Below are 22,075 nucleotides of genomic sequence, written 5' to 3' on the forward strand. Positions count from 1 at the left end.
CGAGGGCTACGACAGCCTGCGTGCGCGGTCAAGATCGTCCGACGATTTCATCCAATCATGTTGACAGGGTGATCGGCATGCGGCATCCCTGTGCGCAACAAAGAGGATTGGGAGGGACCGTGGGCTCCGTTAAATTGCCTATCGACGACGTGCTGCACGCAGGTCCGCCGGCGACGCCGCTGGTGGAAGCCGTGCTGGACCTTGTGCGAGAACGCATCCGCGCGCGTTTCGGCGAATCGGGTCTGGACTGGGACGCCTTTGCGCTCACCGCCGCCGACGACCTCGTCACACGCGAGGACATCGAGGCGGTCGAGGCCCGCATCCTTGCCAGTGGCCATCGCTTCGACTGGTCCGCGCGCGTCTCCGTCACCGAGCGGCCCGAAGCGCACAAGCCCGATGGCACCGCTTCGGAAGCCAGTACCGGTTTCACGCATCCCGAAGCGCCCAGCGGCGACGCGGACGATGACGGCAAGGCCCTGCGCGGGCTTGGCGACAACGTGGTGCGCTATCCCACCGATATCGTCGGGCAGGCGCTTTACGTGCGCTCGAACGAGCGGGTCATGGAACTGCTGTCGAGCGGCGTCCCCACCGGCGCCATCGCCATCATCGACGATTCGGGCGGCACCCTGACCGCGCCGATCATCGACCAGTTCGCGGGCGTGGTCTGCGCCGGGGGCTCGGTTCGCTCGCACCTCGGCATCTTGACGCGCGAGTACAACATCCCCTGTCTGATGAACGCGAAGGTCGCGGGCATCCGCGAAGGCGATCGCATCTCGGTGGAAGTATCCGCCCCGGCCAAGACGACCGAGGACTACCAAAAGGGCGTCGAGCGCGTCGCGCGCGTCTGGGTGATCGGGGAGGCGGCGTGATGACGACGACCATGACCGAGCGCGACCTTGTGCTTCATGCCACCGCAATCAAGCGCCATGCGCCGCTGCCCGCTATCGCCCACCTTGCGGGGCTTCCCGAAGCCACGGCACAGGTGGTGATCGCCCAGGCCGTCGCCACCGGCCGCGTGATCGAGGCGCGCGGGGCTTATGCGCTGACGCCGCTGGCGGGCGTGGCGCTCACCGCACGGTATGCGCGCCACTTCGCGGATGTACGCGAGGATGCGGCGTTCGTCGGCGCCTACGAAGGGTTCGAGCGGATCAACCGCACCCTCAAGCAGATCATCACCGACTGGCAGACGCTCGACATCGGCGGCGCCAAGGTAGCCAACGACCACAGCGACAAGGCCCACGACGACGCGGTGATCGATCGCCTCGGCGCGCTGCATGAACAGGCCGAGCCGATCCTCGCCAGGCTGGCGAGCCGCCTGCCGCGCCTGAAATACTACGCCGACAAACTGCTCGCCGCGCTGGAAGCGGCGGAGGACGGCGACCCCGAGTGGGTCAGCGATATCCGGCGCGACAGCTACCATACCGTCTGGTTCGAACTGCACGAGGAACTGCTGCGGACCATGGGCCGCGAGCGGGAGGAATGACGATGGCCGACTGGACTCTCCTGCTCGACGGGGCCGATCTGCCCGACCGCGCGCTGATCGGCGGCAAGGCATGGTCGGTGGCGCGCATGGCCGCGCTCGGCCTCGACGTGCCGCCCGCCTTCGTCATTACGACAAAGGCCTGCCTCGCCTATCTGGAGCGCGGCGAAATGCCCGAGGGGCTGGAGGCGGAGATCGCCGCCGGGCTGGACTGGCTGCAAGAGCGCACCGGGCGCAGTTTCGGCGCGGGCGACAAGCGGCTGCTGCTCTCGATCCGCTCGGGCGCGGCGATCTCGATGCCGGGGATGATGGACACCGTGCTCAACCTCGGCATCGACGATGACGGCGAGGCGGCGCTGGCGGCGGAGACGGGCCTGCCCGCCTTCGCCCGCGATACGCATCGGCGGTTCCTCGAACTCTACAGCGCGATCGTGCTCAAGCAGCCGGTCGAGCTGGAAGCGGGCGAAAGCCCGGCGCAGTGGCGCGCGGCGATCGGCGATGTGCCGGGGGCAGTGCATGACCAGTTGCTCGGCGCGGTGCGGGCGGTGTTCGACAGCTGGAACACCCGCCGCGCCCGGCGTTACCGCGACCACAACGGCATCCCGCACGACATGGGTACGGCGGTGACGGTGCAGGCGATGGTCTTCGGCAACCTCGATGACATGAGCGGCACCGGCGTCCTGTTCAGCCGCAACCCGCTGCAGGGCGACCCCGCACCTTATGGCGAATACCTGCCGCGCGCGCAGGGCGAGGACGTGGTTTCGGGCAAGTTCACCCCGCTCTCGCTGGGTGCGATGCAGGCGCATGTGCCGCAGGCGCACGCCGCGCTGCTTGCCGCCAGCGACATGCTGGAGCGTGAGAACGGCGATGTGCAGGATATCGAGTTCACCGTGCAGTCGGGCAGGCTGTATCTGCTGCAATCCCGCTCCGCCAAGCGCGCGCCGGAGGCGGCGGTGCGGATCGCGGTGGACATGGTCGGCGAGGGGCGGATCGACGCCGCCACTGCGCTCTCCCGCGTCAGCGCCGAGCAGGTGTCCACGCTGCTGCTGCCGCGCCTCGCCCCCCACGCCGCCGAGGGCGCACAGGTGGTGGCGCAAGGCGAGGGCGCCTGCCCCGGCGTCGCCACCGGCGTACTGGTGGCCGATTCCGACGAGGCCGAACGCCGCGCCGCCGCCGGGGAAGCGGTGATCCTGGTGCGCGCCACCACCAGCCCCGACGATGTCCACGGCATGATCGCCGCGCGCGCCGTCGTGACAGAGCAGGGCGGCTCCACCTCCCATGCCGCCGTCGTCAGCCGGGCGCTGGGGCGCCCTTGCGTGGTCGGCACCGGCAGCGGCGCCCTGGCGCTGGCGGGGCAGGTGGTCACCGTGGATGGCGCCAGCGGCAAGGTCTTCGCCGGCGCTCTCGCAACGCAAGTACCGCGCGAAGACGAGGACGAGCGCCTCTCCCGCCTGATCGGCTGGGCGCGCGAGCGTTGCCCGATCGAAGTGCTGCGCCCGGCGGACGGCGTCGCCGCAGATGCGGTGGACGTCGACCTGCTGCTGGCCGAAGGCACCCACGAACAGCTGGCGAGCGCGCTGGCGGGCCATGCCGCGGCGCGCGGCAGCGGCCTTGCCAATGCCGAGATCGCGCGCATCGCCCGGCGGGCGGGGATTACGCGCATGATAACCGAGCCGGTGCTGCCGGCCCTTCTGGTCGCGCTGGAGGATTGAGCCGATGACCTCTCCCATTCACGATATCCGCGCGATGCTGTTGCAGTTCGAGCGATCGCCGCTGAAGGACTTGTATTTCCGCTCGGCCGACTGGTCGCTGTTTCTTGCCCGGCCGGAGGGCGGCGCGAACCCGCTGCTGGCGCTGGAGGCGGGCGCGGCGCAGGCCGTCACTTCGGCCACGATCGCAGGCGCCGTGCAGGCGCCGCACCTCGGCCTGTTCGAGCCGTGCTGCGCGGCCGGAGACGCGGTGCAGGTCGGCGACGTGCTCGCCCGCCTCGACGTGCTGGGCCGCAAGACCGAGGTGATCAGCACCGCCGCCGGCGTGGTCAGCGCTGTGCGCGCAGCGGCCAACGACCTCGTCGAATACGGCGCCGACCTGGTGGAGATCGCGGCGGCCTAGGGCTGCAAGGTGACGCAGGTTTACACGGTTTACACGGTCCAGGGGAAAAAGTGTCACCTTGCGAGCGTAAGGTGACACTTTTGACGCGAGATGTGTCACCTTGTGAGGGTGATGTGTCACCTTGTGGTGTAACCTTGGCGCGTTGGTGGGCATGGTGCGCAGAGTATCGGATGGCGCCGTGTGTAGGAAAGCGGACCATCCGCAAGCGCCTCATGGCAGGCCCTTACGCAGGCGCCGCGAGCCCAAGAATTGGTTGCTCAGTTGCCGAGATATGCGGCTCACCAATGCGGCTTAATGACTCAACGAAAGCTATTGCTACAACTGCTGCGATGCAACCGGCCACAATATCGACATAGTAGTGCCCTCCGATCGGAATAGCTGAAATAGCCATCGCTGCATTCAAAGCGATCATTGGCCACCGAAGGGTTTTCCATGCAGAAAATGCCCAGGCTAAAATAGTTGCTGAGCACGCATGAAAGCTGGGCATTGATACAAGTCCACTGATCGTCCCCTCAGTAATTACAAGGTGTCGAGCATCACGTATTGCGTGAAGAACCTTTGGAAAATCGAATGGCAGACTTACGAGCATGCCAAATTTTGGCCCGTTATATATGCCATAGTGAAGGTACGGCCCATCTGCTGCGAAAAAGTAGAGGGGGATAATGCAGATAATAAGAGATATAGCCCATGCTGCTGTAAATTTTCTGGCTACATCGGTGCGGTCGAAGATAAAAACCATAATTAAAAGAAGTATGGGTTGCCAATTCATCGAAGTGTATATGAATGACATGCAGCGCTGAAGCCAAGCATGTTGCTTAAGAAATGCGATGAAATCCGGCCAGGGAATTGATATGAAAATAATTTCATCTAAGAATTGAAGTTGCTTGTCGATCAGCGGGCTTGAGCTAGCCGCTAGAACGGATGATGCCACTAACGCTACGAGCGATGTGATGACGATCAAAGCAAAGCTTTCGGCTACCCGAGCGGTCGTATGCGTTTGGGGAGACATCCAGCGTAAGGTTAGGCCTGCTAACCAAAGACCCGAGGCGCACAGCAAGACGGTTCGAAGAGCATATGCCGCAAATGTAAAACCATAGAACCATCCCCCTATGGTTGCGACGATAAGGAAAGTCGCAATCGATAAAATCGGAATAGCGTCGACTATATGCATGCCGAGCGGAGGCGAGGGCTTTAACATGGATTTGCGCGCCATGCCGCCATCTGTGGTCGACATTGGTTAACAAAGCTATAAGCGAGATTACCGATCTAAAATACTGTCGTTTGCAAGTCAGGGTGGGGCGTCGAAGGATGTCAGCCGTCCTCTAAAAGCGGACAGCCTTCTTCCTCCCATACTGGAGGGTGTTTCGCATTTCGTCATTGGCAGTCTTCCAACCCAACGCCCCCCGGGGTGAGGCGCAACCTCACCCCGCGACCATCGCCCGTTTCTCCAGCAGCGCCACATAGGAAGGGATTAGCGCGGCGAAGGCCTTGAAGCGCGGGTCGGCGATGCGGCCGGTCTCGAACAGGAACGCGCCCACCGAGATGATCGCCGCCACCTTGGCCTGACCCAGCACCGCATAACGATCGACATCCACCGCGGTGCGGCCGGTGCCCTTCTCCCACTCCTCGACCATGCGCCCGGCGGACCACCAGCCGGGCAGTTCGAACCCGGCGTTGGCCAGCGAAGCCTCGCCCTGATCATGGAACATCAGCACGTAGCCGAGGTCCAGCAGCGGCTCGGAGACTTGCGCCATCTCCCAGTCGAGCAGGCCGGTGATGCGGCCCCGGTGCCACATGCAGTTGCCGTGCTTGGGGTCGCCGTGGACCGGCGTGGGCGGGCCGGAAGTGCGCGGCGGGCGGGCCACCAGATCCTCCAGCACCGCGACCAGGCCGGGCGTGGAGTCGGCGCCGCGCGCCACGTCCAGCCAGTGCTGCGCTTCCTCCAGCACGGTGCGGCCACCCGGCGGCATCGCCGATACCGGCATCCTATGCAGCGCCAGGATCGCGTCGAACCACTGGCGGCAGACGCTGTCGGCGCCCTCGACCGGATCGGCGGCAAGCCAGTCGGGCACGGCATATTCGAACGCCTCGCCCTCGATGCGGCCCATCAGGAAGAACGGGTCGCCCAGCACCTGCGGATCGTCGCACAGCTCCAGCACCGGGGGTAGGGGCACCCCCGGCGCGGCCTTGGACACGGCGCTGAGCACCGCGTGCTGGCGCACCATGTCGTAAGGCGGCAACAGGCCCTCCTCGGACGGGGGCATGCGCAGGATTTCGTCGATCCCCTCGACCAGATAAGTCTCGTTGGAGTGGCCGGCGGAAAGGGTCTTCACCCCCGTCACCCGGTTTCCGCGAGGCAGCCAGGCGCGAAGCCCGGCTGCCAGCTTGTCGGTATCGCGCGCCATGGCGGCTCAGACCAGCGAGTTTTCGGCGGTCAGCCCGAGTTCGGGATGCGCGCCGTGGATGATGGTTTCCATGATGCCGTAGCCGGTCCAGTCGCCCTCGGTCACCTTGATCGGGCAATCGCGCAGCTGGCGGATGCGTTCCAGCGTCTTGCGGTCGAGCGTGTCGTCGAACTTTTCGCCCTCGACCGTCAGCGGGCCGTGCCACGAACCGTGCTTGCGCCCGTCGAAGCCGAGATAGAGGCCGGGGCCGAGGTGAACGCCCGAAGTGCCCACCACTTCCACCTCGATGGTGTGCGATCCGCCCTGCAGCATGTCGAAGTGGAGGCGGCCGCCGAGCAGGCGCCGGGTGCGGTCGTCGAAGCGCAGTTCGGGGCGCACGCGGGCGATCTTCTCCTGCGTGCCGTCCGGGTTGTTGCGGTAGCCGGATGAGTAGAAAATCCGCCCCTGCTTCGACTGGAAGTACATGTGATAGGCGACCTTCTCGCCGCTGGGCGAGACGAGCATGAACGGGCTCCAGATCAGCACGAACTCGCCCTGGCCGAACTTCACGTCGCCGAAGTCGGAAGTGGGGCGCACGTCGGCATTGTGCGCGCCGACATCGAGGCGGGTGCCCCAGGAGTGGTCGCGGTACTGGGTCCATTCCTCGGGGTTGATCTCGATGCGCTCGCCCTCGACCTCGATCCAGCCCGAGGGGGTGCCGATCTGGTGGTAGCGCACGACGTCGGAGCCGATGCGGAAGCCGTCCTTCTCGCGCTGCTTGTGGCGGTCCTCGAAGAACGGCGGCATTTCCGAGGTGAAGGTGATGTCGTAGGCGATCGGCTGCTGGTCGTTGGCGGCGCAGGCGAAGCGCACCTGACGCAGCGGCTCGATGATCTCGTAGGAGAGCGGCCCGGCTTCGGTGACGAGCGGGTCGTCGCGCAACTCGCGGTTGGCGCGCACGGTCCACTGCTCGCTCCCGCGCGAGATCGCGGCCCAGCCGTCGAGAACGCCGCGGTTGTGGTAGCGGCCGAGCCCGAAATCGACGCCCATGGTGCCGTCCTTGCGCACGATCGCGGTCCAGATCTTCTCGGTCCAGCTCTGTTCGGAGGTGCTGACCGAGGCGAACGTATCGACGATCTGGTGGTTGAGATGCTCGTCGAGCGCCGTGATCATGCCGATGTCTTCCATCGCATTGCGCACGTAGCGCACCGGCGTGTTCAGCAGTGTCGAATTCATTTCAGGCTCCCTCTTTGATGTCTTCTTCCGCCAGCGTGCCGACCTGCAGGACGGGGGTGACGGTGGTGTAGTTGGGAAGATCGGCGAACAGCGCCGCGCCGCATTGCGCCATGGCCTCGTCGAAGGCGGCGCGGGTGGTGAACAGCATTTCCGAGACGGCCCAGTAGGCCGGAGAAGCGCCGTCTAGCGCGGCTTCGCCCAGCACCGTGCGCACGCTGTCCAGTCCGAACGGCGCCAGCAGGCGGTGCGCGAAAGGCGTGTGATGGTGTCGGTAATAGTTACCGTCGAAACGGCTGCCAGCGTCGTTCGGATAGACCGCGAGAATGCGAATCATCGCGCTTCGCCCTTCTGTTCCTGTCCCGCTGATCTGTTTAAATCGTCTGACGATTTAGTCTATAGAAAATCGTGTTGCGCTTGGACCCTTCGACAAGCTCAGGGTGAGCGGAGGTAGTGCAGGCTTTCCGACACTGCTGAGGTTGCGCTGCTCGAAGCCCCGAACCCCCGCATCTCGTCATTGCGAGCGCAGCGAAGCAATCCCGGGCGGTTTGAGATGCCCTGGATTGCTTCGCTGCGCTTGCAATAACGGAAGGTGAAATCAGGACGCGAAGCTGGCGAAGGCCGATGCGGGCAGTTCCTCGATCGTGCTGCGGGTGCCGGCGAAGTGGCGCTGGACGGCGCGGTCGGCGGCGCTGACGGCGTTCTCGGCCACGGCCTTGGCAATCTTGCTGTAGCCCGAGGCATGGCGCACGCGCTGCTTTTCCGACTGGATCGATTCGATCTGGGCGCGGAACAGGTCGGTGCGGGTGAGCGGCATCGCGCGCTCAAGCTCTCCGTTGCCGCCGATCGCGACGAGCACCGAATAGAACTGGCGGCGCTGCTCCAGATAGAGCGCGCGGTTGTGGTTGCGGTTGGCCTCGTCGATGGCGTTCGCCGCCTCGACGATCTGGCGGCGCTTATCATCCGTGTCGCAATGCTCGGCCGCGAGTCGCGCGGCGAGGCAGGCGAGGGGCTCCAGCGTCTGCAGCAGGTCTAGCACGGCCTTGCGGTCCAGCGTGGCGATATAGGCGCCGCGATAGCGGTTGAGCGTGACGATGCCGTCCGCCGCAAGGTGCTTGAGCGCTTCGCGCAGAGAGCCCCGGCTGATCCCCAGCCGCTGCGTCAGGTCCGGCTCGACGAGGTGCTGGCCGGGCACGAAGACGCCCGCACGGATGCCGCGGATGATGGCTTCGGAAACCTTGTCCGCAGCGCTCCCGGCATCTGCCCTGATCGCGTCGGGCTTGAGTGCGTCGGGCGCCATGTCGAGGGTCGTTTCGTCTGCCATGTCCTTCAGCCGCGTAGCCATTTTCCTGTAGCCTCGTGTCAATCGCAGTTCCTTCCACTACCGGTCGGAACGGCATTCGTCCATCGTCAATACAAAATGATCGTCCATTCTCATATCACGAAATCGTCGAACGATATTGACAGATGGTGATGGGAGGGCAATACCTCGACGGCACGAAGGACGGAAGGAAGCAAATTTCCCGCCTCGTGGCTCCAAGGAGGGAGGAAACTGAAATGGCGACAGGCAATCGGATTGCGACCGGGTCGACGTGGCTGAGGTCGACAGGATTGGGAGCGGTGTCGCTCTCGCTCCTGGCCACCGCAACCGCCGCATGGGCTCAGGACGCGGGGAATACCAACACGGCCCCCGCACCAGCCTCGGTGAACGAGATCATCGTGACCGCCAACAAGCGCGAACAGTCCATCAACGACGTCGGCCTTTCGATCACGGCGCAGTCGGGCGAAGCGCTGATGGAAAGGGGCATCAATTCGCCCACGGACCTTGGCAAGATCGTGCCGGGCCTGACGGTCCAGCCCTCGCCGTTCAATACGCCGGTCTATACCTTGCGTGGCATCGGTTTCTACGAGACCACGCTGTCGGCCGCGCCCACCGTGGCGGTCTATACCGATGAAGTCGCGCTGCCGTTCAGCGCCACCACGCGCGGTGCCGCGTTCGACATCCAGCGCGTCGAGGTGCTGAAAGGCCCGCAGGGTACGCTGTTCGGCCAGAACACGACGGGCGGCGCGATCAACTATGTGGTCAACAAGCCGACGGACGTATTCGAGGCCGGCGTCGACCTCAGCTACGGCCGGTTCAACGAGATCGACGGCACCGCCTTCCTCAGCGGTCCGATCACGGACGGCGTCAAGGCGCGCCTTGCCGTGCGCGGCGTGCACAGTGACGACTGGCAGTACAGCTACACCCGCGACGACAGTCTGGGTCGCAAGCGCCAGCTGCAGGGTCGCTTCCAGGTGGAGATCGAGCCCACCAGCAATTTCCGCCTGCTGCTCAACGCTAACGGCTGGATCGACAAGGGCGATACCCAGGCCGCCCAGCTTGTCGAGGATACGTGCGCGGAATCCACCGCAGGCACCTGCGGCAGCCCGCAGGCGGCCGCCTTCCGCGATTATCCGCGTGCGCCGGACAAGGCCCGCGCCGCCGACTGGGGCTATGGCATCTTCGGGCGCCGTCCCAAGCGCGATGACCGGTTCTGGCAGCTGAGCGCCCGCGCGGATCTCGACCTCGACGATCACCTGACCCTCACTTCGGTGACCGCCTATTCGGATTACAAGACGGACTCGGTTCAGGACTTCGACGGCGCGACCATGTTCTCGGTCGATACGAACACGACCGGTTACATCAAGGACTTCGCGCAGGAGCTGCGCCTGTCCGGGCGTTATGGCGCGCTCAACGTCATCGTCGGCGGCAATTACAACCGCTCCCGCACGTTCGACCGGTTGTTCTACAACTTCAGCGAAGGCCCTTCGGCCAATCCGCTCTACATGATCCCCGGCGCGCCGCACGGTGAGCTGACATTCAATTATTCACGCCAGAACGTGAAGTCCTATGCCGTGTTTGGCAATGTGGAGTTCGAGCTGACGCCCAACGTGACGCTGATCGGCGGTGCGCGCTACACGAACACGAAGCGCAGCTTCGAAGGCTGCACCAACGACTACGGCGGCGGGACGGCGACGTGGTGGAATGCGATCTTCGGCACCAATGTCCAGCCGGGTGGATGCCTGACCTTCACGCCCACCTTCCCGGTGATATTCGATCCCGCCGACTTCGACCAGCTCAACGAAGATAACGTTTCTTGGAACGTCGGCGTCAACTACAAGACCGACAGCGACATGCTGCTCTATGCGCGCGTCAGCCGCGGCTACAAGTCGGGCAGTTTCCCGACCGCCTCGGTCGCCAGCTATACCGGGTATACCCCGGTGAAGCAGGAATCGGTCACGGCTTATGAAGCCGGCGTCAAGGCACCGTTCGGCAACGGCCTCGTCGAGATTTCCGCCGCTGCGTTCTATTACGATTACAAGGACAAGCAGTTGCGCGGCCGCAAGCCCGACCCGGTATTCGGCACGCTCGATGGCCTGGTGCAGATCCCCAAGAGCCGCGTCTACGGCTTCGAGACCCAGATCGACGTGCGGCCCGTCGACGGTCTGCGCCTCAGCGCCGGCCTGACTTACATCGATACCAAGATCACCGAGTTCACCGGTTACGATGCGCTTGGCGAACTTCACAATTTTGCGGGTCAGAAGTTCCCTTACGCCCCGGCGATCACCGCGATCGGCGACGCGGAGTACGACTGGGCGGTGGGCAGCGCCAATGCCTACGTCGGTGCCTCGGTCACTTACAACAGCCAGACGACCAGCGCGCTGGCCAACCGCAACACCGAATTCGTGGACCGCGACAGCCGTTTCAACATCAAGGAATATGCGGTTCTCGATCTGCGCGCCGGTGTGAAACTGCATGATGACAAGATCCGTATCGGTGCCTGGGTGCGCAATGTGACCAACACGTTCTACTGGACCAACATTCAGGACAACCTGGCCTCGATCGCGCGTTTCACGGGCATGCCGAGGACTTACGGTATCCAGCTTGGCTGGCGCTACTGACCCTCTCTCCGTTGCCCCGTGGTCTCGACGAGGGAGGCCACGGGGACTTTTTGGAGCGGGGCGGTGCTGCATCGAATATGCCCGGTCGGCATTTTCCAAACCGTCAAGATCGTATTACGATAATGCTAGGCGATTCGTACAGAGTCCGGCAGCCGGACCAGGCGATGCGCTGATATGGAGAGCAGGATGGCGACCCAGCCTTACGACCAGCCGCACACGGGGTATCCGGCCCAGACCGGTAGTGCTCCCGGAGCCCCGCACTTGATCGTATCGAGGATACCGCTGATCCCCGAGCGGACCCGCGCGCACGGCCCGTTGACGGCGCGCCGACTGCGGCGCTTCTACCTTGGCCTGGCGGTGGTGTTCGCACTGGCGGTGCTGCCCGTGGTGCTGGGCATGAGCGCGCAGTGGAAGGCCTTCGGGCTCGGCCTGATCTTCCCGGGCGGCGGGTTCCTCTATGCCGGTGGCATCGTCGGGGTAATCGGCGCACTCGTTTCCATTGCGGCGTTCGCGGTCATCCTGTTCATCTGGTGGGCGCGAGGACCGATCATCGCACCCCCTGGCGTGCTGATCGGCACCGGGTTGCTGTCGGCCGCGTGGATCCAGGGGCGCGAGGGGGTCACTTTCGTCGAATACGCGCTGCCGCTTGGCGTGCTGGCGCTGTTCATCGGCATGGCCCTGAAGCGGCAGCGACATTTCGTGCGGCAACAGGCGCGAGGGGAGGAGCTCAACCGCGTGCTGGCCAAGGCGCAGCCTATCCTGCGCGACGTTCCGGTAGAGGCTGGACCGGAGATGCCCGAGGGGCAGGTCGGCGAATATCGCCGGATGCTCGACCTCGCGCTGCAGCCGGTCGACAGCTGGACCGGTTTCTCGACCGGCGACACCTGGCAGGACGGAGCGCTGCGCTACCAGATCTGCACGATGTCCTGGAACCTCGCCTTCGGGCAGTACACGCAGCTTCCGGCGTTCCATGGCTATCTCAACACCGCGCAGGAAAACCTGATCCGCAAGCATGTGGACCGCAAGACGTGGAACTACTGGTTCTGGGAAAGCCTGTGGGGGAACCTGAAGATCGAGAAGAACCCCGTCGCCACCGACAACATCATGCTGTCGGGCTTCATGGGCGTGTCGCTGGGCCTGTTCGAAACCGCCAGCGGCACTTCGCCCTTCGCAGGACAGGACACTCTGTCCTTCCGCTGGGACGAGAAGACCGCGTTCCGCTACAGCCATGAAACGCTGATGGAAGAAGTGGTGAAGAACTTCCGCCGCTATGACATCGGCTGGTTCCCGTGCGAACCACGCTGGATCTATTCGATGTGCAACCTCGTCGGCCATACCGCGCTGGCGCTGCACGATGCCCGCCACGGCACCGACATGACCGGCCGGGTCGGCGACCGCTTCGAGCAGACGATGACCGAGGAAATGATGATGGCCGACGGCCGCATCAAGGTCTGCACCTCGTCCCCCTTCGGCTTCACCGTGCCCAGCCTTTCGGGCCTGTTCGGCGAGACATGGGGAATCCGCTTCCTCACCCCGCACGCGCCCGATCAGGCCGAGCGGCTGTGGCAGGTGCTCAAGCAGGACTTCATCGCCCGCCGGCCCGACGGCACGCTGGACTTCAAGCTGCTGCCGCTCGGCTGGGACACGCGCAAGCCCGCGAACTTCTCGTTCGCGCAGTGGCCAGAGCTGAACCCGCTGACGATGGTGCTGTGGGCCGCGCTGGAGATGGGCGACGAGGAGATCGTCGAGGCCACCCGGCGGAGCATCGATGCGCAGTACAACCCCGGTATGGCCGATGCGCTCACCTGGACCCGCCGCAATACCGTGCGCGACATGGTGACCAAGGGGCTGCCGGAAGCGTGGAAGACCGGTCTGCTGTTGGCCGAGGCGCGCTACCCCGAGACGGTCGTTACCCGTGCGGTGAGCGACGGGCGTGACCTTTCGCTGGTGCTGCGGGCGGGCGAGGCGCCGAAGCGCGTTGATCTCGGCTTTGCTCGGCTGGTGCCGGGCGGGCGCTACCGCGTGGTGCAGACCGGAGAAGAGGTGCAGGCAGGGCCGGACGGCAAGGCGTCGCTGGCGTTCGACCTCGATATGCGTAGCGAACTGCACCTCGTTCCGGTAAGCTGACGCGCCATGTCCTGCTGCATCCTTGCTGCTTTGCTGTTCGCTCACATGATGGCGGTCCTGCGGCGCTGGGCGGTGTTCCTGGGCATCGTGCCGCCGGGTGAATTCGACGATCCCGACACCCTGCTGAGCCGCATGCGCGCGTGGCTGGCGCGGCCCAGGGTGCGCGCGGTGGTCGGCGTGCTCGTGGCGGTCGAACTCATGGCGGGCGGCACCTGGATCTATACGCAGCACGGGACGCATCTCTATCGGCTCGGCGACCAGGCCTATTCGGCGATGCGCGGTGAGCGGGTGATCTACAGCGAAGACTGCGGCAGGCCCGGTGAGCGCTATGCGCTACGCATGGTCCTCGACGAGAGCGGCAGGGTGATCCGCAACGAGCGTGTATCGGCGCAGTCATGACCCCCGAACTCAAGGATCAGGAATTCGCGGGCCGGGTAGCCCTGGTGACCGGCGCGTCGCGAGGGATCGGCGCGGTGCTGACAGAGGCGCTTGCCGCGCGCGGCGCCGACGTGGTGATGGTGGCGCGTGACGAGGATCGGCTGAAAGATGCCGCGCGGCGCATCGGGGCGGCGCATGGCGTGAACTGCCGTGCGGTGGCGGGCGATGCCGCCGATGCGCAGCTCGCTTATCGCGCGATCGCTGCGGCTCGGGAACTCGGCGGGCTCGATCTGCTGGCCAATGTCGCCGGCTGGTATCCGACGGCGCTGGTGGAGCAAACCGGCGATGAGGACTATGCCCGCACCCTCGCCAGCAATCTGGGCGCGACTTTCGCGATGTGCCGTGCCGCCTTGCCCGAACTGCGCAAGCGCAGCGGGGCGATCGTCAACATGTCCTCCACCGCCGCCCGCTTCCCGACGCCGGGGCTTGCCGTCTACGGCGCATCGAAATGCGCGATCGAGGGCCTGACCCGCGCGCTGGCGATCGAGGCGGCGCCCGCGGTGCGCGTCAACGCGGTCTCCGCCGGGCCGACGCTGACGGAAACGGTCAGGGAGCTGATGGAGACCGACACCACCGGCGCTGTCGCAGCCGTCACCTCGGCATTGCCACTGGGACGCCTTGCGCGGCCGGAAGAGATCGCCGAGGTATTCCTGTTCCTGGGTTCATCGCGCGCCTCGGTGATCACAGGACAGGTCATTCACGCCAATTGCGGTGGCTATATGGCATGAAGGCAAGACCTCGGTTAGGTGCGCATAAATCGGGTGGTCGCTGGGCTTCATTGGCGAGGCGCTGAGCAGGCGACACTTGCCGCCGCCTCTGGCATCCGATCCACCGCCAAGAGAAGTGTCGATGCATGAAGCGCCGAGGCATGTCGTCGGTACGACGTGAAGAACAAGAAGGTCGCACGAGGGTGCTTCGGCCGCCTACTTGCCCCAGCGGGCGTCCCGCGCGGCCCTTTCCTGCGCGGCATCCAGCGGTTCGCCCGAGGTCATGCCCTGCGCTGCGGCCATGAGTTCCCCGGCGGCCGATCCGGCTTGCCGGTATTCACCGCGCTCGGCTGTTCCATTCGCGATGGTGCGCTGCAGAACCCAGCCCTGGTCATCCTTGCAGGCGATGCCCGAACTGGCTCCGGCATCGTAGACGCGGCAGTAGGCGCCATCGTTCTTGCGGAAACTGGTCAGGATGCGCAGTTTGCCTGGCGTGTTGGCAGAGGCGAGCTTTTCGTCGAGGCTCCTGGCCAGCATGCCGGATGCGACGAGGGCGCCGCTGGATGTGACACCGGCGCCGTCGTCCCCAACGCGCATCCCGAAAAACAGGCCAAGGACGAGCGAGGCGGCGATCGCGGCTCCCGTGCCCCACCAGCGGGGCAAGGTCAGGCTACGGGGCCGGGCGGCGCGGGCCTGCTCGTCCCGACGTGCGCGGGCAGCGGCAAAATCGAGAATGCGGGCCGGTTCCTGCGGTTTCGCGTCTGTCATGTCGCCTTCGATGTTCTCCGCTGCAGCGGCGGCGATCATCAGCGTCAGGCTTTCCGGCACCGGCTCCGTCGCGACCGGATCGAGATGGCCGCGCAGCAGGGTGCGCAGGCGCTGCTGCGCCTCCAGTCGCGATGCAAGGACGGGGTCGCCGGCAATCGCGTCCGACACCCGCTGCGCGTCGACGCCGGTGAGTTCGCCATCGACATAGGCGGCGAATTCCTCTTCGCTCACGGTCATGCGATTTCTCCCAGTTCGCGCAACAACGCCTCGCGCCCACGGCCCAGGCGCGAGGTAAGCGTGCCCTGGGGCACGCCGATGATTTCAGCGGCTTCCTTGTAGGAGAAGCCCTCGACCAGCACGAGCACCACGGCTTCGCGCTGCTCCTCGGGAAGGCGCGCCAGAGCGCGGCCGACGTTGCCGAGTTCGACCAGGTTCTCGGCATCGGGATCGCCCGGCGCGCCCACGTTGGCGCCTTCCTCTTCGCGGGTGAAGGTCTGCGAGCGTCGCGTCCTGGCCCGTACTTCGTCGATCCACTGGTTGCGCATGATCCTGTAAACCCAAGCGTCGAGGCGCGTGCCGTCCTGCCACGACTGGCGGGATTTGAGCGCGCGCTCGACCGTCTGCTGGCACAAGTCGTCGGCGTCGGCCGCATCACGCGCGAGACCCCGCGCGAAGCGCCGCAGGCGCGGCAGCAGGGCGGTGAGTTCCTCGCAGAAACGGTCTTGGCTCGTCGATGCGTTCATCGAAATGTCTTGTCCGCAGGATGAAACGGACCGACTGCCGCGTTTCATCCCTGAATGCCACGAAATTTTTGCTATCGGATGGAATGATGAGACACCGCACAGCTCTTTCCGCTGCCTTGGGAGCCATGCTTCTCGCCGCGCCTTCGGTGCCGGTCGAAGCGCAGCTCGGCGGCGGGCTGCCGGTTGATCTTCCGGGGGCGGTGGGGCGCGTGCGCGATGCGATCGACGACGTTGCCCGGCCGGTTGTCGAGCCGGTGGGCCGGGTGGTCGATAATGTGCGTTCCCTTGCGCGGGAGCGGGTTCAGCGCCTTGCACGGCTGGTCGCGGAACATGGGGACCGGGTGGAGTGGGACGAGCAGCGCCAGCCTGCCGTGCGCGGGGAAGTGCTGATGCTCGACCCCGATGCGGCGGCGCTCGATATGGCACGGAGGCAGGGCTACAGTGTGATGGAGCAGGGAACGCTCGAAGGGCTTGATGTGCCCTTTGCGCGTCTTGCAGTGCCTTCAGGTGCCGCTTTGGCCAAGGCGATAGAGGGCCTGCGCAAGGTTTTGCCCGGGCGGGAGATCAGCGCCGACCAGTTGCATTTTCCTTCGGGCGCCTCTGCGGCCAAGGGCGGCAAGGCGGCTTCGGCTGCGCTTCCGCGCGGGGGTACGGTGGGGGTGATCGACGGCGGCATTGCAGGATCAGCGCGTCTTGCCGCGCAGCGCGGCTTTGCAGCGGGGGCGCCGAAAGCCAGCGACCATGCAAGCGCGATCGCCTCGCTGCTGACCGGGGCCGGGACCGCGCGGATATATGGCGCGGACGTCTACGGAGCGGATCCGGCGGGCGGCAATGCCCTTGCCATCGCAAAGGCGCTGGGGTGGATGCAGATCCAGCGCGTACCCGTGGTATCGATCAGCCTGGTCGGGCCGTCGAACCCGTTGCTGGCGCGGGCGGTCGCCTCCGCGCAGGCGAGAGGGATGACCGTCGTGGCGGCTGTCGGCAACGACGGCGCGGCGGCGCCTGCGGCCTATCCGGCCTCCTATCCCGGAGTGATCGCGGTGACCGGGGTGGACGGATCGGGCCGCGTGCTGATCGAGGCAGGGCGGGCTACGCACCTCGACTATGCAGCGCCGGGAGCCGACATGTCGGCACTGGTGCCGGGCAAGGGTCGCCAATCGCTGCGCGGGACCTCCTATGCCGCGCCGCTTGTCGCATCACGCATCGCGGCGCGGCGGGAACTGGCCGCAGGCATGGGCGAGGCCATGCAGGCGGTGGATTCCGAAGCCATCAAAGGGCAGCGCCGGACCGGGCGCGGCGTCCTGTGCAACATCTGTCGGTCCGGGCTTTAGAAGAAATTTCGAAAAATTTTCATCCGCGATGGATGAAAGCGAAATGGCCATCCGTTCCTTCCACCAGACACCCTGACGGGGCCAACGACAAGAAGGAAGGAGCAAACCCATGAACAAGCTCTCATTCACGACTGCGATCGCGACCCTTGCCCTTATCGCCGCGCCTGGCGTGGCCAACGCCCAGTTGCTTGGCGGCGGCGGCCTTGGCGGATCGCTCGGCGGTGGCCTCGGCGGATCGCTAGGCGGCACCATCGGCGGGGTCGGCAGTTCGATTGACGGAACCATGAGCGGCGCGGGCGACATCAGCGCCTCGCGTGCAAGCCGCAGCGTTTCGTCGCGTGCTTCGGGCAATGCCAGCGGCCGTGCCAAGAAGTCGGTGAGCAAGCCCTCGGTTTCCGCACCCGACACTTCGGCGGTGACCGGTGCTGTAGACGGTGCCCGCTCGCAGGCAGGCGGCCTCGTCGACTCTGCCCGCTCGACCGCGGGTAGCGGCTCGGCAACCGGTACGGGTTCGGCAACCGGTGCTTTGACCGGATCGCTTAGCGGATCGGGTGCGAACGGCTCGGCCTCCGGAGCGGGGAATCTCGCCGGGTCGGGAAGCCTGCCGGATGCCTCGGGCGTGACCTCGCAGGTCGCCGGCACTGCGACCGGAACCGCGCAGGCCGCCCGCTCGGCGGCGACCGAGAAGGCGCAGGCTGTCGGCAGTCAGGCCCGCGACGCAGCGTCCAGCGCTGCGGATGGCTCGGCGTCGGGTTCGGGCAACGGTTCGGCGAATGCGCAGGCCGGCAAGCGTAGCGCGAACGTCAGCGGCTCGGGCAACGGTTCGGCTTCGAAGAGCGGTGCCAATGGCTCGGTCAGCTTGGGTGCAAGCACCAGCCGCGATCAGTAAAGGTTCCGCCGCGTCGCTTCCACCCCCCACCGATGACGCGGCGGCTTGCGCCCCCGGGAGAGCCCACTCGCTCCCGGGGGCGTTCTCATGCCTGCGGTCAGGCTGCCGCGCGCAGGGTTACCGGGATCGACTTGTAGGCCGGAGTGCCGCTGGCGGGATCGTAATCCTCCAACGGGACGAGGCAGTTGGCCTCGGGATAGTACGCAGCCAGGGAGCCGCGCGCGATGGCATGGCGAACCAGCGTGAAGCCCTTCATTGTACGCCCGGCCGGGGTGGTGACGTCCACCTTGTCACCTTCGGCCAGGCCCAGCATGGCGAGGTCCACTTCGTTGGCGAAGATCACGTCGCGGCGGCCGGTGACGCCGCGATAGCGGTCGTCGAGGCTGTAGATCGTGGTGTTGTACTGGTCGTGGCTGCGGATGGTGGTGAGCAGCATCGGGCGCTCGGCCTGTTCTTCGACGTGGGGATGGGCGATGAATTGCGCCTTGCCGCTCGGGGTCTTCCAGGTGCGCGTGGAGGGACCGATGGTGAGGCGGAAGCCGCCGGGCTCGCGCACGCGGCGGTTGAAGTCGCGGAAGTCGGGGTAAACGGCCTCGATCCCGTCGCGGATGCGGTCGTAGTCGGCGACGAGCGCCGCCCAGTCGACCCGGGTATGGGGCATGGAAGCCTGCGCGAGCCCGGCCACGATCGCAGGCTCGGAGCGGACTTCTGGCCCGGGTGCCTTGAGCTTCCCGCGCGAGGCGTGGACCATCGACATGCTGTCTTCGACGGTGACCCATTGCGGCCCGGCTTCCTGCACGTCCAGTTCGGTGCGGCCGAGGCAGGGGAGCACCAGCGTTTCCTTCGCGGTGAGCAGGCAGGTGCGGTTGAACTTGGTGAGGATGTTGACCGAAAGGTCCAGCCCGCGCACCGCCGCGAAGCAGGCTTCGGGGTCGGGCATGGCGACGGCCAGGTTGCCGCCGAGCGAGATCAGCGCCCTTGAATGCCCGGCCCGCATGGCGGCGAGCGCCTCCACGGCATTGTGGCCGTGATGGCGGGGAGAAGCGATGCCGAAGGCTGCGTCGAGGCGCTGGAGCATGTCCTCGGCGGGCAGTTCGGTGATGCCGACGGTGCGGTCGCCCTGCACGTTGCTGTGGCCGCGCAGGGGACAGATGCCGGCGCCGGGCTTGCCGAACATGCCGCGCAGCAAAAGCAGGTTGGCGATCGCCTGCACGTTCTGCGTGCCGTGCTTGTGCTGGGTGATGCCCATTCCGTAGCAGATGATCACGCGCTCGGCGTTCATGTAGACTTGCGCCATGCTCTCGATCGCGTCGCGGGTGAGGCCCGAGGCGACCTCGATCCAGCCCCAGCTGGTGTCGTCGAGATCGGCCTTGAGGGCCTGCAGTCCTTCGGTGTGCTGCGCGATGAAGGCATGGTCGAGGGCGTCGGCTTCCACCACCAGCTTCATCATGCCCTTGAGCATCGCCATGTCGCCACCGATCCGGACCTGATGATAGGCCGAGGCGAGCGGGGTCGAGTGCGGTGAGAGCATCTCGGTGGGGTGCTGCGGCGACTTGAAGCGTTCGAGGCCGCGTTCGCGCATGGGGTTGGCGACGACGATGGGCACGCCGCGCTTCGAAGCCGCAGCCAGCGTGCCGAGCATGCGGGGGTGGTTGGTGCCGGGATTGTGGCCGATGCAGAAGATCGCATCGGCCTTGTCGAAGTCCTCCAGCGTCACCGTGCCCTTGCCGATGCCGATCGACTTGGGCAGCCCGGTGCTGGTCGCCTCGTGGCACATGTTGGAGCAGTCGGGGAAGTTGTTGGTCCCGAACTCGCGGGCGAAGAGCTGGTAGAGGAAGGCGGCCTCGTTCGAGGCGCGGCCTGAGCAGTAGAACTCCGCCTGATCGGCATGGGCGAGGGCCTGCATCGACGCACCGGCGCGCGCAAATGCCTCTGCCCAGGTAATGGGGACGAAGTGGTCGGTCCGGGCATCGTAGCGCAGCGGTTCGGTAAGACGGCCCGCGTCCTCGAGCTGGTGATCGCTCCAGGACCACAGTTCGCTCGCGGTGTGGCGGGCGAAGAACTCGGGGTCGACGCGCTTGACGGTCGCTTCCCAGGTGACTGCCTTAGCCCCGTTCTCGCAGAATTCGAACGAGGACGTGTGCCGGGGGTCGGGCCAGGCGCAGCCGGGGCAGTCGAACCCGTCGGGCTGATTCATCTGGAGGAGTGCGCGGGTGTCGGGGCTCGCCTTCATCTGTTCGCGCACGGTGCGGGCGACGGCACGCAGCGCGCCCCATCCTCCCGCCGGTCCCGTGTAGTCGCTGATGCCTTCAGGGCGTGCTTCGGGTTCGCGTGTCTCGCTCATGGCTTTCGTCTCGCAGCAGGTGGCGCGAACGGGTTAGCACTTCGCGCCGGAAAATCCGACATCACAACAATATGCCTTGTGAGCGGACTTGGTTGCATGCTGCGCAGCGGACGGGAGAGCGTTCAGAGCCGGAAGGTCAGATAGGCCGCAGCATAGAACAAGTCGCGGCCCGGCTTGAACTTTTCCGAGACGTCACCGTAGATAGTATAGAATCCCAGCGTCGTGAAGGGGTTGAGCGCATAGCGGCCCGCCGCCGTCGCGCGCTTGCCGAAGAAGCGGGAGTCGGTCTCGTCCCCCCGGCGCAGGACCGCGCCGCCGAGCGAGTAGACACCGTCGTGGATCGAGGTGCGCCACAGTCCGGCTACCGAGAAGTCGAGGGTCAGCTTGGTCGACGGCTGCAACGTCAGCTGCGGCTGGAAGATCGTCAGGTTATGCGGGCCGAGATCACCGTTATAGGTCAGCGGTTTGGGGAACAGCGGGCCATAAGTGCCGATCTTGCCGTCGTTCGGATTGCGATCGCCCGAGCCGACGTCGACTCGCAGCGCCAGCTTGGGCTTCCATCCGCCTTGCCAGCCATAGGCGACGGTGCCGGTGACATAATAGGCGTCGATGTCGAGATTGCCGAACGAGCCCCACTGGCGGATGCCCTCGATGTCCATGCTCCAGGCGTCGGCCTTTCCGGCATAACGAAGCGAAAGGGTGCGGCGCTGGTCGCGCGCGGCGGCTTCGCTGTCGAAGGCGAGGCTTGCGCGATCGGACGATACGAACAGCATCTCGGCACGGCCGGTCCGGTTGCCGGCGCCGAAGGTGCGCCCGGCGTGGAACCCGGTCAGGTCGTAGTCGTGGTTGGTCCTGTCATCGAACGTGCCGAGCTTTTCGAGCACGGCGTGGCCGGTCAGGAAGCCGCCGTCCCACTTGCCCATGGATCCCATGACGCGCAGCAGGTCTAGCGAGCGGCGGGTATTGGCACCCTCGCGCATGTCGAAGACGGTCTGGTTGCCGATGCCGATCTCCTGGCGGCCGAGGCGCGCGGTGATCCTGGCCGGGCCGACCGGCACATGCGCCTCGACGAAAGCCTGGTTGAAGTCCAGGCGGCCTTCCTCGATCGGCGCGACGACGGAATCAAGCCCAGTGCTGGTGGCGTGCTCCAGATCGACGAAGGCGCGCAGCACGCCTTCGACCTGAAGGTCGCCCCAGACGCGGGTGCGCTGCTGGAAGTTGCCGTCGTCGTCCTGCGGGCCGCGTCCCCAGCGCTCGCCGATACGCAGTTCCGGGCGCAGGCGCAGTTCGCCGCCCAGGGTGGCGTAAGTGTCGCCGGCGATGGGGATGTACTTGAGGCGGGTCCAGAGGTTGGCGTCGCGCACCGCGCGGAAGCTTGAGTAGTCCTCGTCGTGATTGATCGGCTTGAAGGCGGGCTTGGGTGCCTTGGGACGGTTGGGCGTTTCGGGTGCGGCGGCTTCGACCGTCGCAGGTGTGTCCTCGCGCGGCGCCTCTGCGGGGAGCGCGACGACGGGGGCCTGTGCAGCCGCAGCGGTCAGGGCGTGCGCCATGATCTGAAACATCGGTATTCTCCCGTT

General features: G+C 65.9%; 19 protein-coding genes. 10 read left to right on the forward strand and 9 right to left on the reverse strand.

The window, feature by feature from the left end; translation table 11 throughout:
• Positions 1 to 119: 119 nt before the first annotated feature.
• The 4 genes from ACODRZ_RS13095 to ACODRZ_RS13110 are packed head-to-tail and all read left to right on the forward strand — an operon-like array spanning position 120 to position 3,592.
• Entirely contained in the window at positions 120 to 869 is a 750-nt protein-coding gene (locus ACODRZ_RS13095; protein WP_488970654.1) for a PEP-utilizing enzyme, read from the forward strand.
• Entirely contained in the window at positions 869 to 1,483 is a 615-nt protein-coding gene (locus ACODRZ_RS13100) for a hypothetical protein (protein WP_488970653.1), read from the forward strand. Before ACODRZ_RS13095 ends, ACODRZ_RS13100 begins: the two co-directional genes overlap by 1 nt.
• A gap of 2 nt (positions 1,484 to 1,485) precedes the next feature.
• Complete coding sequence (locus tag ACODRZ_RS13105; RefSeq protein ID WP_488970652.1) at positions 1,486 to 3,192, forward strand: pyruvate, phosphate dikinase; 1,707 nt, start codon at positions 1,486 to 1,488, stop codon at positions 3,190 to 3,192.
• A gap of 4 nt (positions 3,193 to 3,196) precedes the next feature.
• Positions 3,197 to 3,592 (forward strand): acyl-CoA carboxylase biotin carboxyl carrier protein subunit, encoded by a 396-nt coding sequence (locus ACODRZ_RS13110; RefSeq protein WP_488970651.1) that lies wholly within the window; start codon positions 3,197 to 3,199, stop codon positions 3,590 to 3,592.
• 223 nt (positions 3,593 to 3,815) lie between these two features.
• Here the strand turns inward: ACODRZ_RS13110 and ACODRZ_RS13115 are convergent, their stop codons facing one another.
• The 5 genes from ACODRZ_RS13115 to ACODRZ_RS13135 all read right to left on the reverse strand — a co-directional run bounded on the left by ACODRZ_RS13115 (position 3,816) and on the right by ACODRZ_RS13135 (position 8,554).
• Positions 3,816 to 4,805 (reverse strand): phosphatase PAP2 family protein, encoded by a 990-nt coding sequence (locus ACODRZ_RS13115; protein ID WP_488986208.1) that lies wholly within the window; start codon positions 4,803 to 4,805, stop codon positions 3,816 to 3,818.
• 208 nt (positions 4,806 to 5,013) lie between these two features.
• The gene (locus ACODRZ_RS13120; protein WP_488970649.1) at positions 5,014 to 5,997 is read right to left on the reverse strand and encodes a phosphotransferase family protein; all 984 of its coding nucleotides are present in this window, start codon (positions 5,995 to 5,997) and stop codon (positions 5,014 to 5,016) included.
• 6 nt (positions 5,998 to 6,003) lie between these two features.
• Positions 6,004 to 7,212: an Rv3169 family protein gene (locus ACODRZ_RS13125; RefSeq protein ID WP_488970648.1), complete on the reverse strand. Its 1,209-nt coding sequence runs from the start codon at positions 7,210 to 7,212 to the stop codon at positions 6,004 to 6,006.
• A gap of 1 nt (position 7,213) precedes the next feature.
• A complete protein-coding gene (locus tag ACODRZ_RS13130; RefSeq protein WP_488970647.1) occupies positions 7,214 to 7,546 on the reverse strand; it encodes an EthD family reductase in 333 nt (110 codons plus the stop codon).
• A 261-nt stretch (positions 7,547 to 7,807) separates the two neighbouring features.
• Positions 7,808 to 8,554, reverse strand: a complete 747-nt coding sequence (locus ACODRZ_RS13135; protein ID WP_488970646.1) for a GntR family transcriptional regulator — start codon at positions 8,552 to 8,554, stop codon at positions 7,808 to 7,810.
• 275 nt (positions 8,555 to 8,829) lie between these two features.
• On the opposite strand from ACODRZ_RS13135, the gene ACODRZ_RS13140 reads away from it, so the two are divergent.
• The 4 genes from ACODRZ_RS13140 to ACODRZ_RS13155 all read left to right on the forward strand — a co-directional run bounded on the left by ACODRZ_RS13140 (position 8,830) and on the right by ACODRZ_RS13155 (position 14,444).
• The gene (locus ACODRZ_RS13140) at positions 8,830 to 11,151 is read left to right on the forward strand and encodes a TonB-dependent receptor (RefSeq protein ID WP_488970645.1); all 2,322 of its coding nucleotides are present in this window, start codon (positions 8,830 to 8,832) and stop codon (positions 11,149 to 11,151) included.
• A gap of 186 nt (positions 11,152 to 11,337) precedes the next feature.
• Complete coding sequence (locus ACODRZ_RS13145) at positions 11,338 to 13,278, forward strand: linalool dehydratase/isomerase domain-containing protein (protein ID WP_488970644.1); 1,941 nt, start codon at positions 11,338 to 11,340, stop codon at positions 13,276 to 13,278.
• Positions 13,279 to 13,284: 6 nt separating this feature from the next.
• A complete protein-coding gene (locus ACODRZ_RS13150) occupies positions 13,285 to 13,677 on the forward strand; it encodes a hypothetical protein (RefSeq protein ID WP_488970643.1) in 393 nt (130 codons plus the stop codon).
• A complete protein-coding gene (locus ACODRZ_RS13155) occupies positions 13,674 to 14,444 on the forward strand; it encodes an SDR family NAD(P)-dependent oxidoreductase (protein ID WP_488970642.1) in 771 nt (256 codons plus the stop codon). Before ACODRZ_RS13150 ends, ACODRZ_RS13155 begins: the two co-directional genes overlap by 4 nt.
• 195 nt (positions 14,445 to 14,639) lie before the next feature.
• On the opposite strand, the gene ACODRZ_RS13160 is transcribed toward ACODRZ_RS13155, so the two are convergent.
• Positions 14,640 to 15,428, reverse strand: a complete 789-nt coding sequence (locus ACODRZ_RS13160; protein ID WP_488970641.1) for a transcriptional regulator — start codon at positions 15,426 to 15,428, stop codon at positions 14,640 to 14,642.
• A complete protein-coding gene (locus ACODRZ_RS13165) occupies positions 15,425 to 15,934 on the reverse strand; it encodes an RNA polymerase sigma factor (protein ID WP_488970640.1) in 510 nt (169 codons plus the stop codon). The genes ACODRZ_RS13160 and ACODRZ_RS13165 overlap by 4 nt, the downstream gene beginning before the upstream one ends.
• A gap of 86 nt (positions 15,935 to 16,020) precedes the next feature.
• Here ACODRZ_RS13165 and ACODRZ_RS13170 point away from each other — a divergent pair, with 86 nt between their 5' ends.
• Positions 16,021 to 17,265 (forward strand): S8 family serine peptidase, encoded by a 1,245-nt coding sequence (locus ACODRZ_RS13170; RefSeq protein ID WP_488970639.1) that lies wholly within the window; start codon positions 16,021 to 16,023, stop codon positions 17,263 to 17,265.
• A 109-nt stretch (positions 17,266 to 17,374) separates the two neighbouring features.
• Positions 17,375 to 18,154, forward strand: coding sequence for a hypothetical protein (locus ACODRZ_RS13175; protein WP_488970638.1), 780 nt, complete (start codon positions 17,375 to 17,377; stop codon positions 18,152 to 18,154).
• A 97-nt stretch (positions 18,155 to 18,251) separates the two neighbouring features.
• Here ACODRZ_RS13175 and ACODRZ_RS13180 read toward each other — a convergent pair whose 3' ends face one another.
• Together ACODRZ_RS13180 and ACODRZ_RS13185 are read right to left on the reverse strand one after the other, a co-directional pair.
• A complete protein-coding gene (locus tag ACODRZ_RS13180; RefSeq protein WP_488970637.1) occupies positions 18,252 to 20,498 on the reverse strand; it encodes an FdhF/YdeP family oxidoreductase in 2,247 nt (748 codons plus the stop codon).
• A 122-nt stretch (positions 20,499 to 20,620) separates the two neighbouring features.
• Positions 20,621 to 22,060 carry an alginate export family protein gene (locus tag ACODRZ_RS13185; protein WP_488970636.1) on the reverse strand — a complete coding sequence of 480 codons (1,440 nt, stop codon included), beginning with the start codon at positions 22,058 to 22,060 and terminating at the stop codon, positions 20,621 to 20,623.
• Positions 22,061 to 22,075 lie beyond the last annotated feature (15 nt).

It is taken from the genome of Novosphingobium sp. FG90, from assembly GCF_057808725.1.

Bases quoted from the DNA above. Each gene is read 5' to 3' on its own strand.
- ACODRZ_RS13130 (WP_488970647.1), bottom strand. From the start codon at position 7,546: ATGATTCGCATTCTCGCGGTCTATCCGAACGACGCTGGCAGCCGTTTC.
- ACODRZ_RS13185 (WP_488970636.1), bottom strand. From the start codon at position 22,060: ATGTTTCAGATCATGGCGCACGCCCTGACCGCTGCGGCTGCACAGGCC.
- ACODRZ_RS13160 (WP_488970641.1), bottom strand. From the start codon at position 15,428: ATGACCGTGAGCGAAGAGGAATTCGCCGCCTATGTCGATGGCGAACTC.
- ACODRZ_RS13120 (WP_488970649.1), bottom strand. From the start codon at position 5,997: ATGGCGCGCGATACCGACAAGCTGGCAGCCGGGCTTCGCGCCTGGCTG.
- ACODRZ_RS13180 (WP_488970637.1), bottom strand. From the start codon at position 20,498: ATGAGCGAGACACGCGAACCCGAAGCACGCCCTGAAGGCATCAGCGAC.
- ACODRZ_RS13145 (WP_488970644.1), top strand. From the start codon at position 11,338: ATGGCGACCCAGCCTTACGACCAGCCGCACACGGGGTATCCGGCCCAG.
- ACODRZ_RS13155 (WP_488970642.1), top strand. From the start codon at position 13,674: ATGACCCCCGAACTCAAGGATCAGGAATTCGCGGGCCGGGTAGCCCTG.
- ACODRZ_RS13135 (WP_488970646.1), bottom strand. From the start codon at position 8,554: ATGGCTACGCGGCTGAAGGACATGGCAGACGAAACGACCCTCGACATG.
- ACODRZ_RS13150 (WP_488970643.1), top strand. From the start codon at position 13,285: ATGTCCTGCTGCATCCTTGCTGCTTTGCTGTTCGCTCACATGATGGCG.
- ACODRZ_RS13165 (WP_488970640.1), bottom strand. From the start codon at position 15,934: ATGAACGCATCGACGAGCCAAGACCGTTTCTGCGAGGAACTCACCGCC.
- ACODRZ_RS13125 (WP_488970648.1), bottom strand. From the start codon at position 7,212: ATGAATTCGACACTGCTGAACACGCCGGTGCGCTACGTGCGCAATGCG.
- ACODRZ_RS13175 (WP_488970638.1), top strand. From the start codon at position 17,375: ATGAACAAGCTCTCATTCACGACTGCGATCGCGACCCTTGCCCTTATC.
- ACODRZ_RS13110 (WP_488970651.1), top strand. From the start codon at position 3,197: ATGACCTCTCCCATTCACGATATCCGCGCGATGCTGTTGCAGTTCGAG.
- ACODRZ_RS13105 (WP_488970652.1), top strand. From the start codon at position 1,486: ATGGCCGACTGGACTCTCCTGCTCGACGGGGCCGATCTGCCCGACCGC.
- ACODRZ_RS13100 (WP_488970653.1), top strand. From the start codon at position 869: ATGACGACGACCATGACCGAGCGCGACCTTGTGCTTCATGCCACCGCA.
- ACODRZ_RS13170 (WP_488970639.1), top strand. From the start codon at position 16,021: ATGAGACACCGCACAGCTCTTTCCGCTGCCTTGGGAGCCATGCTTCTC.
- ACODRZ_RS13115 (WP_488986208.1), bottom strand. From the start codon at position 4,805: ATGGCGCGCAAATCCATGTTAAAGCCCTCGCCTCCGCTCGGCATGCAT.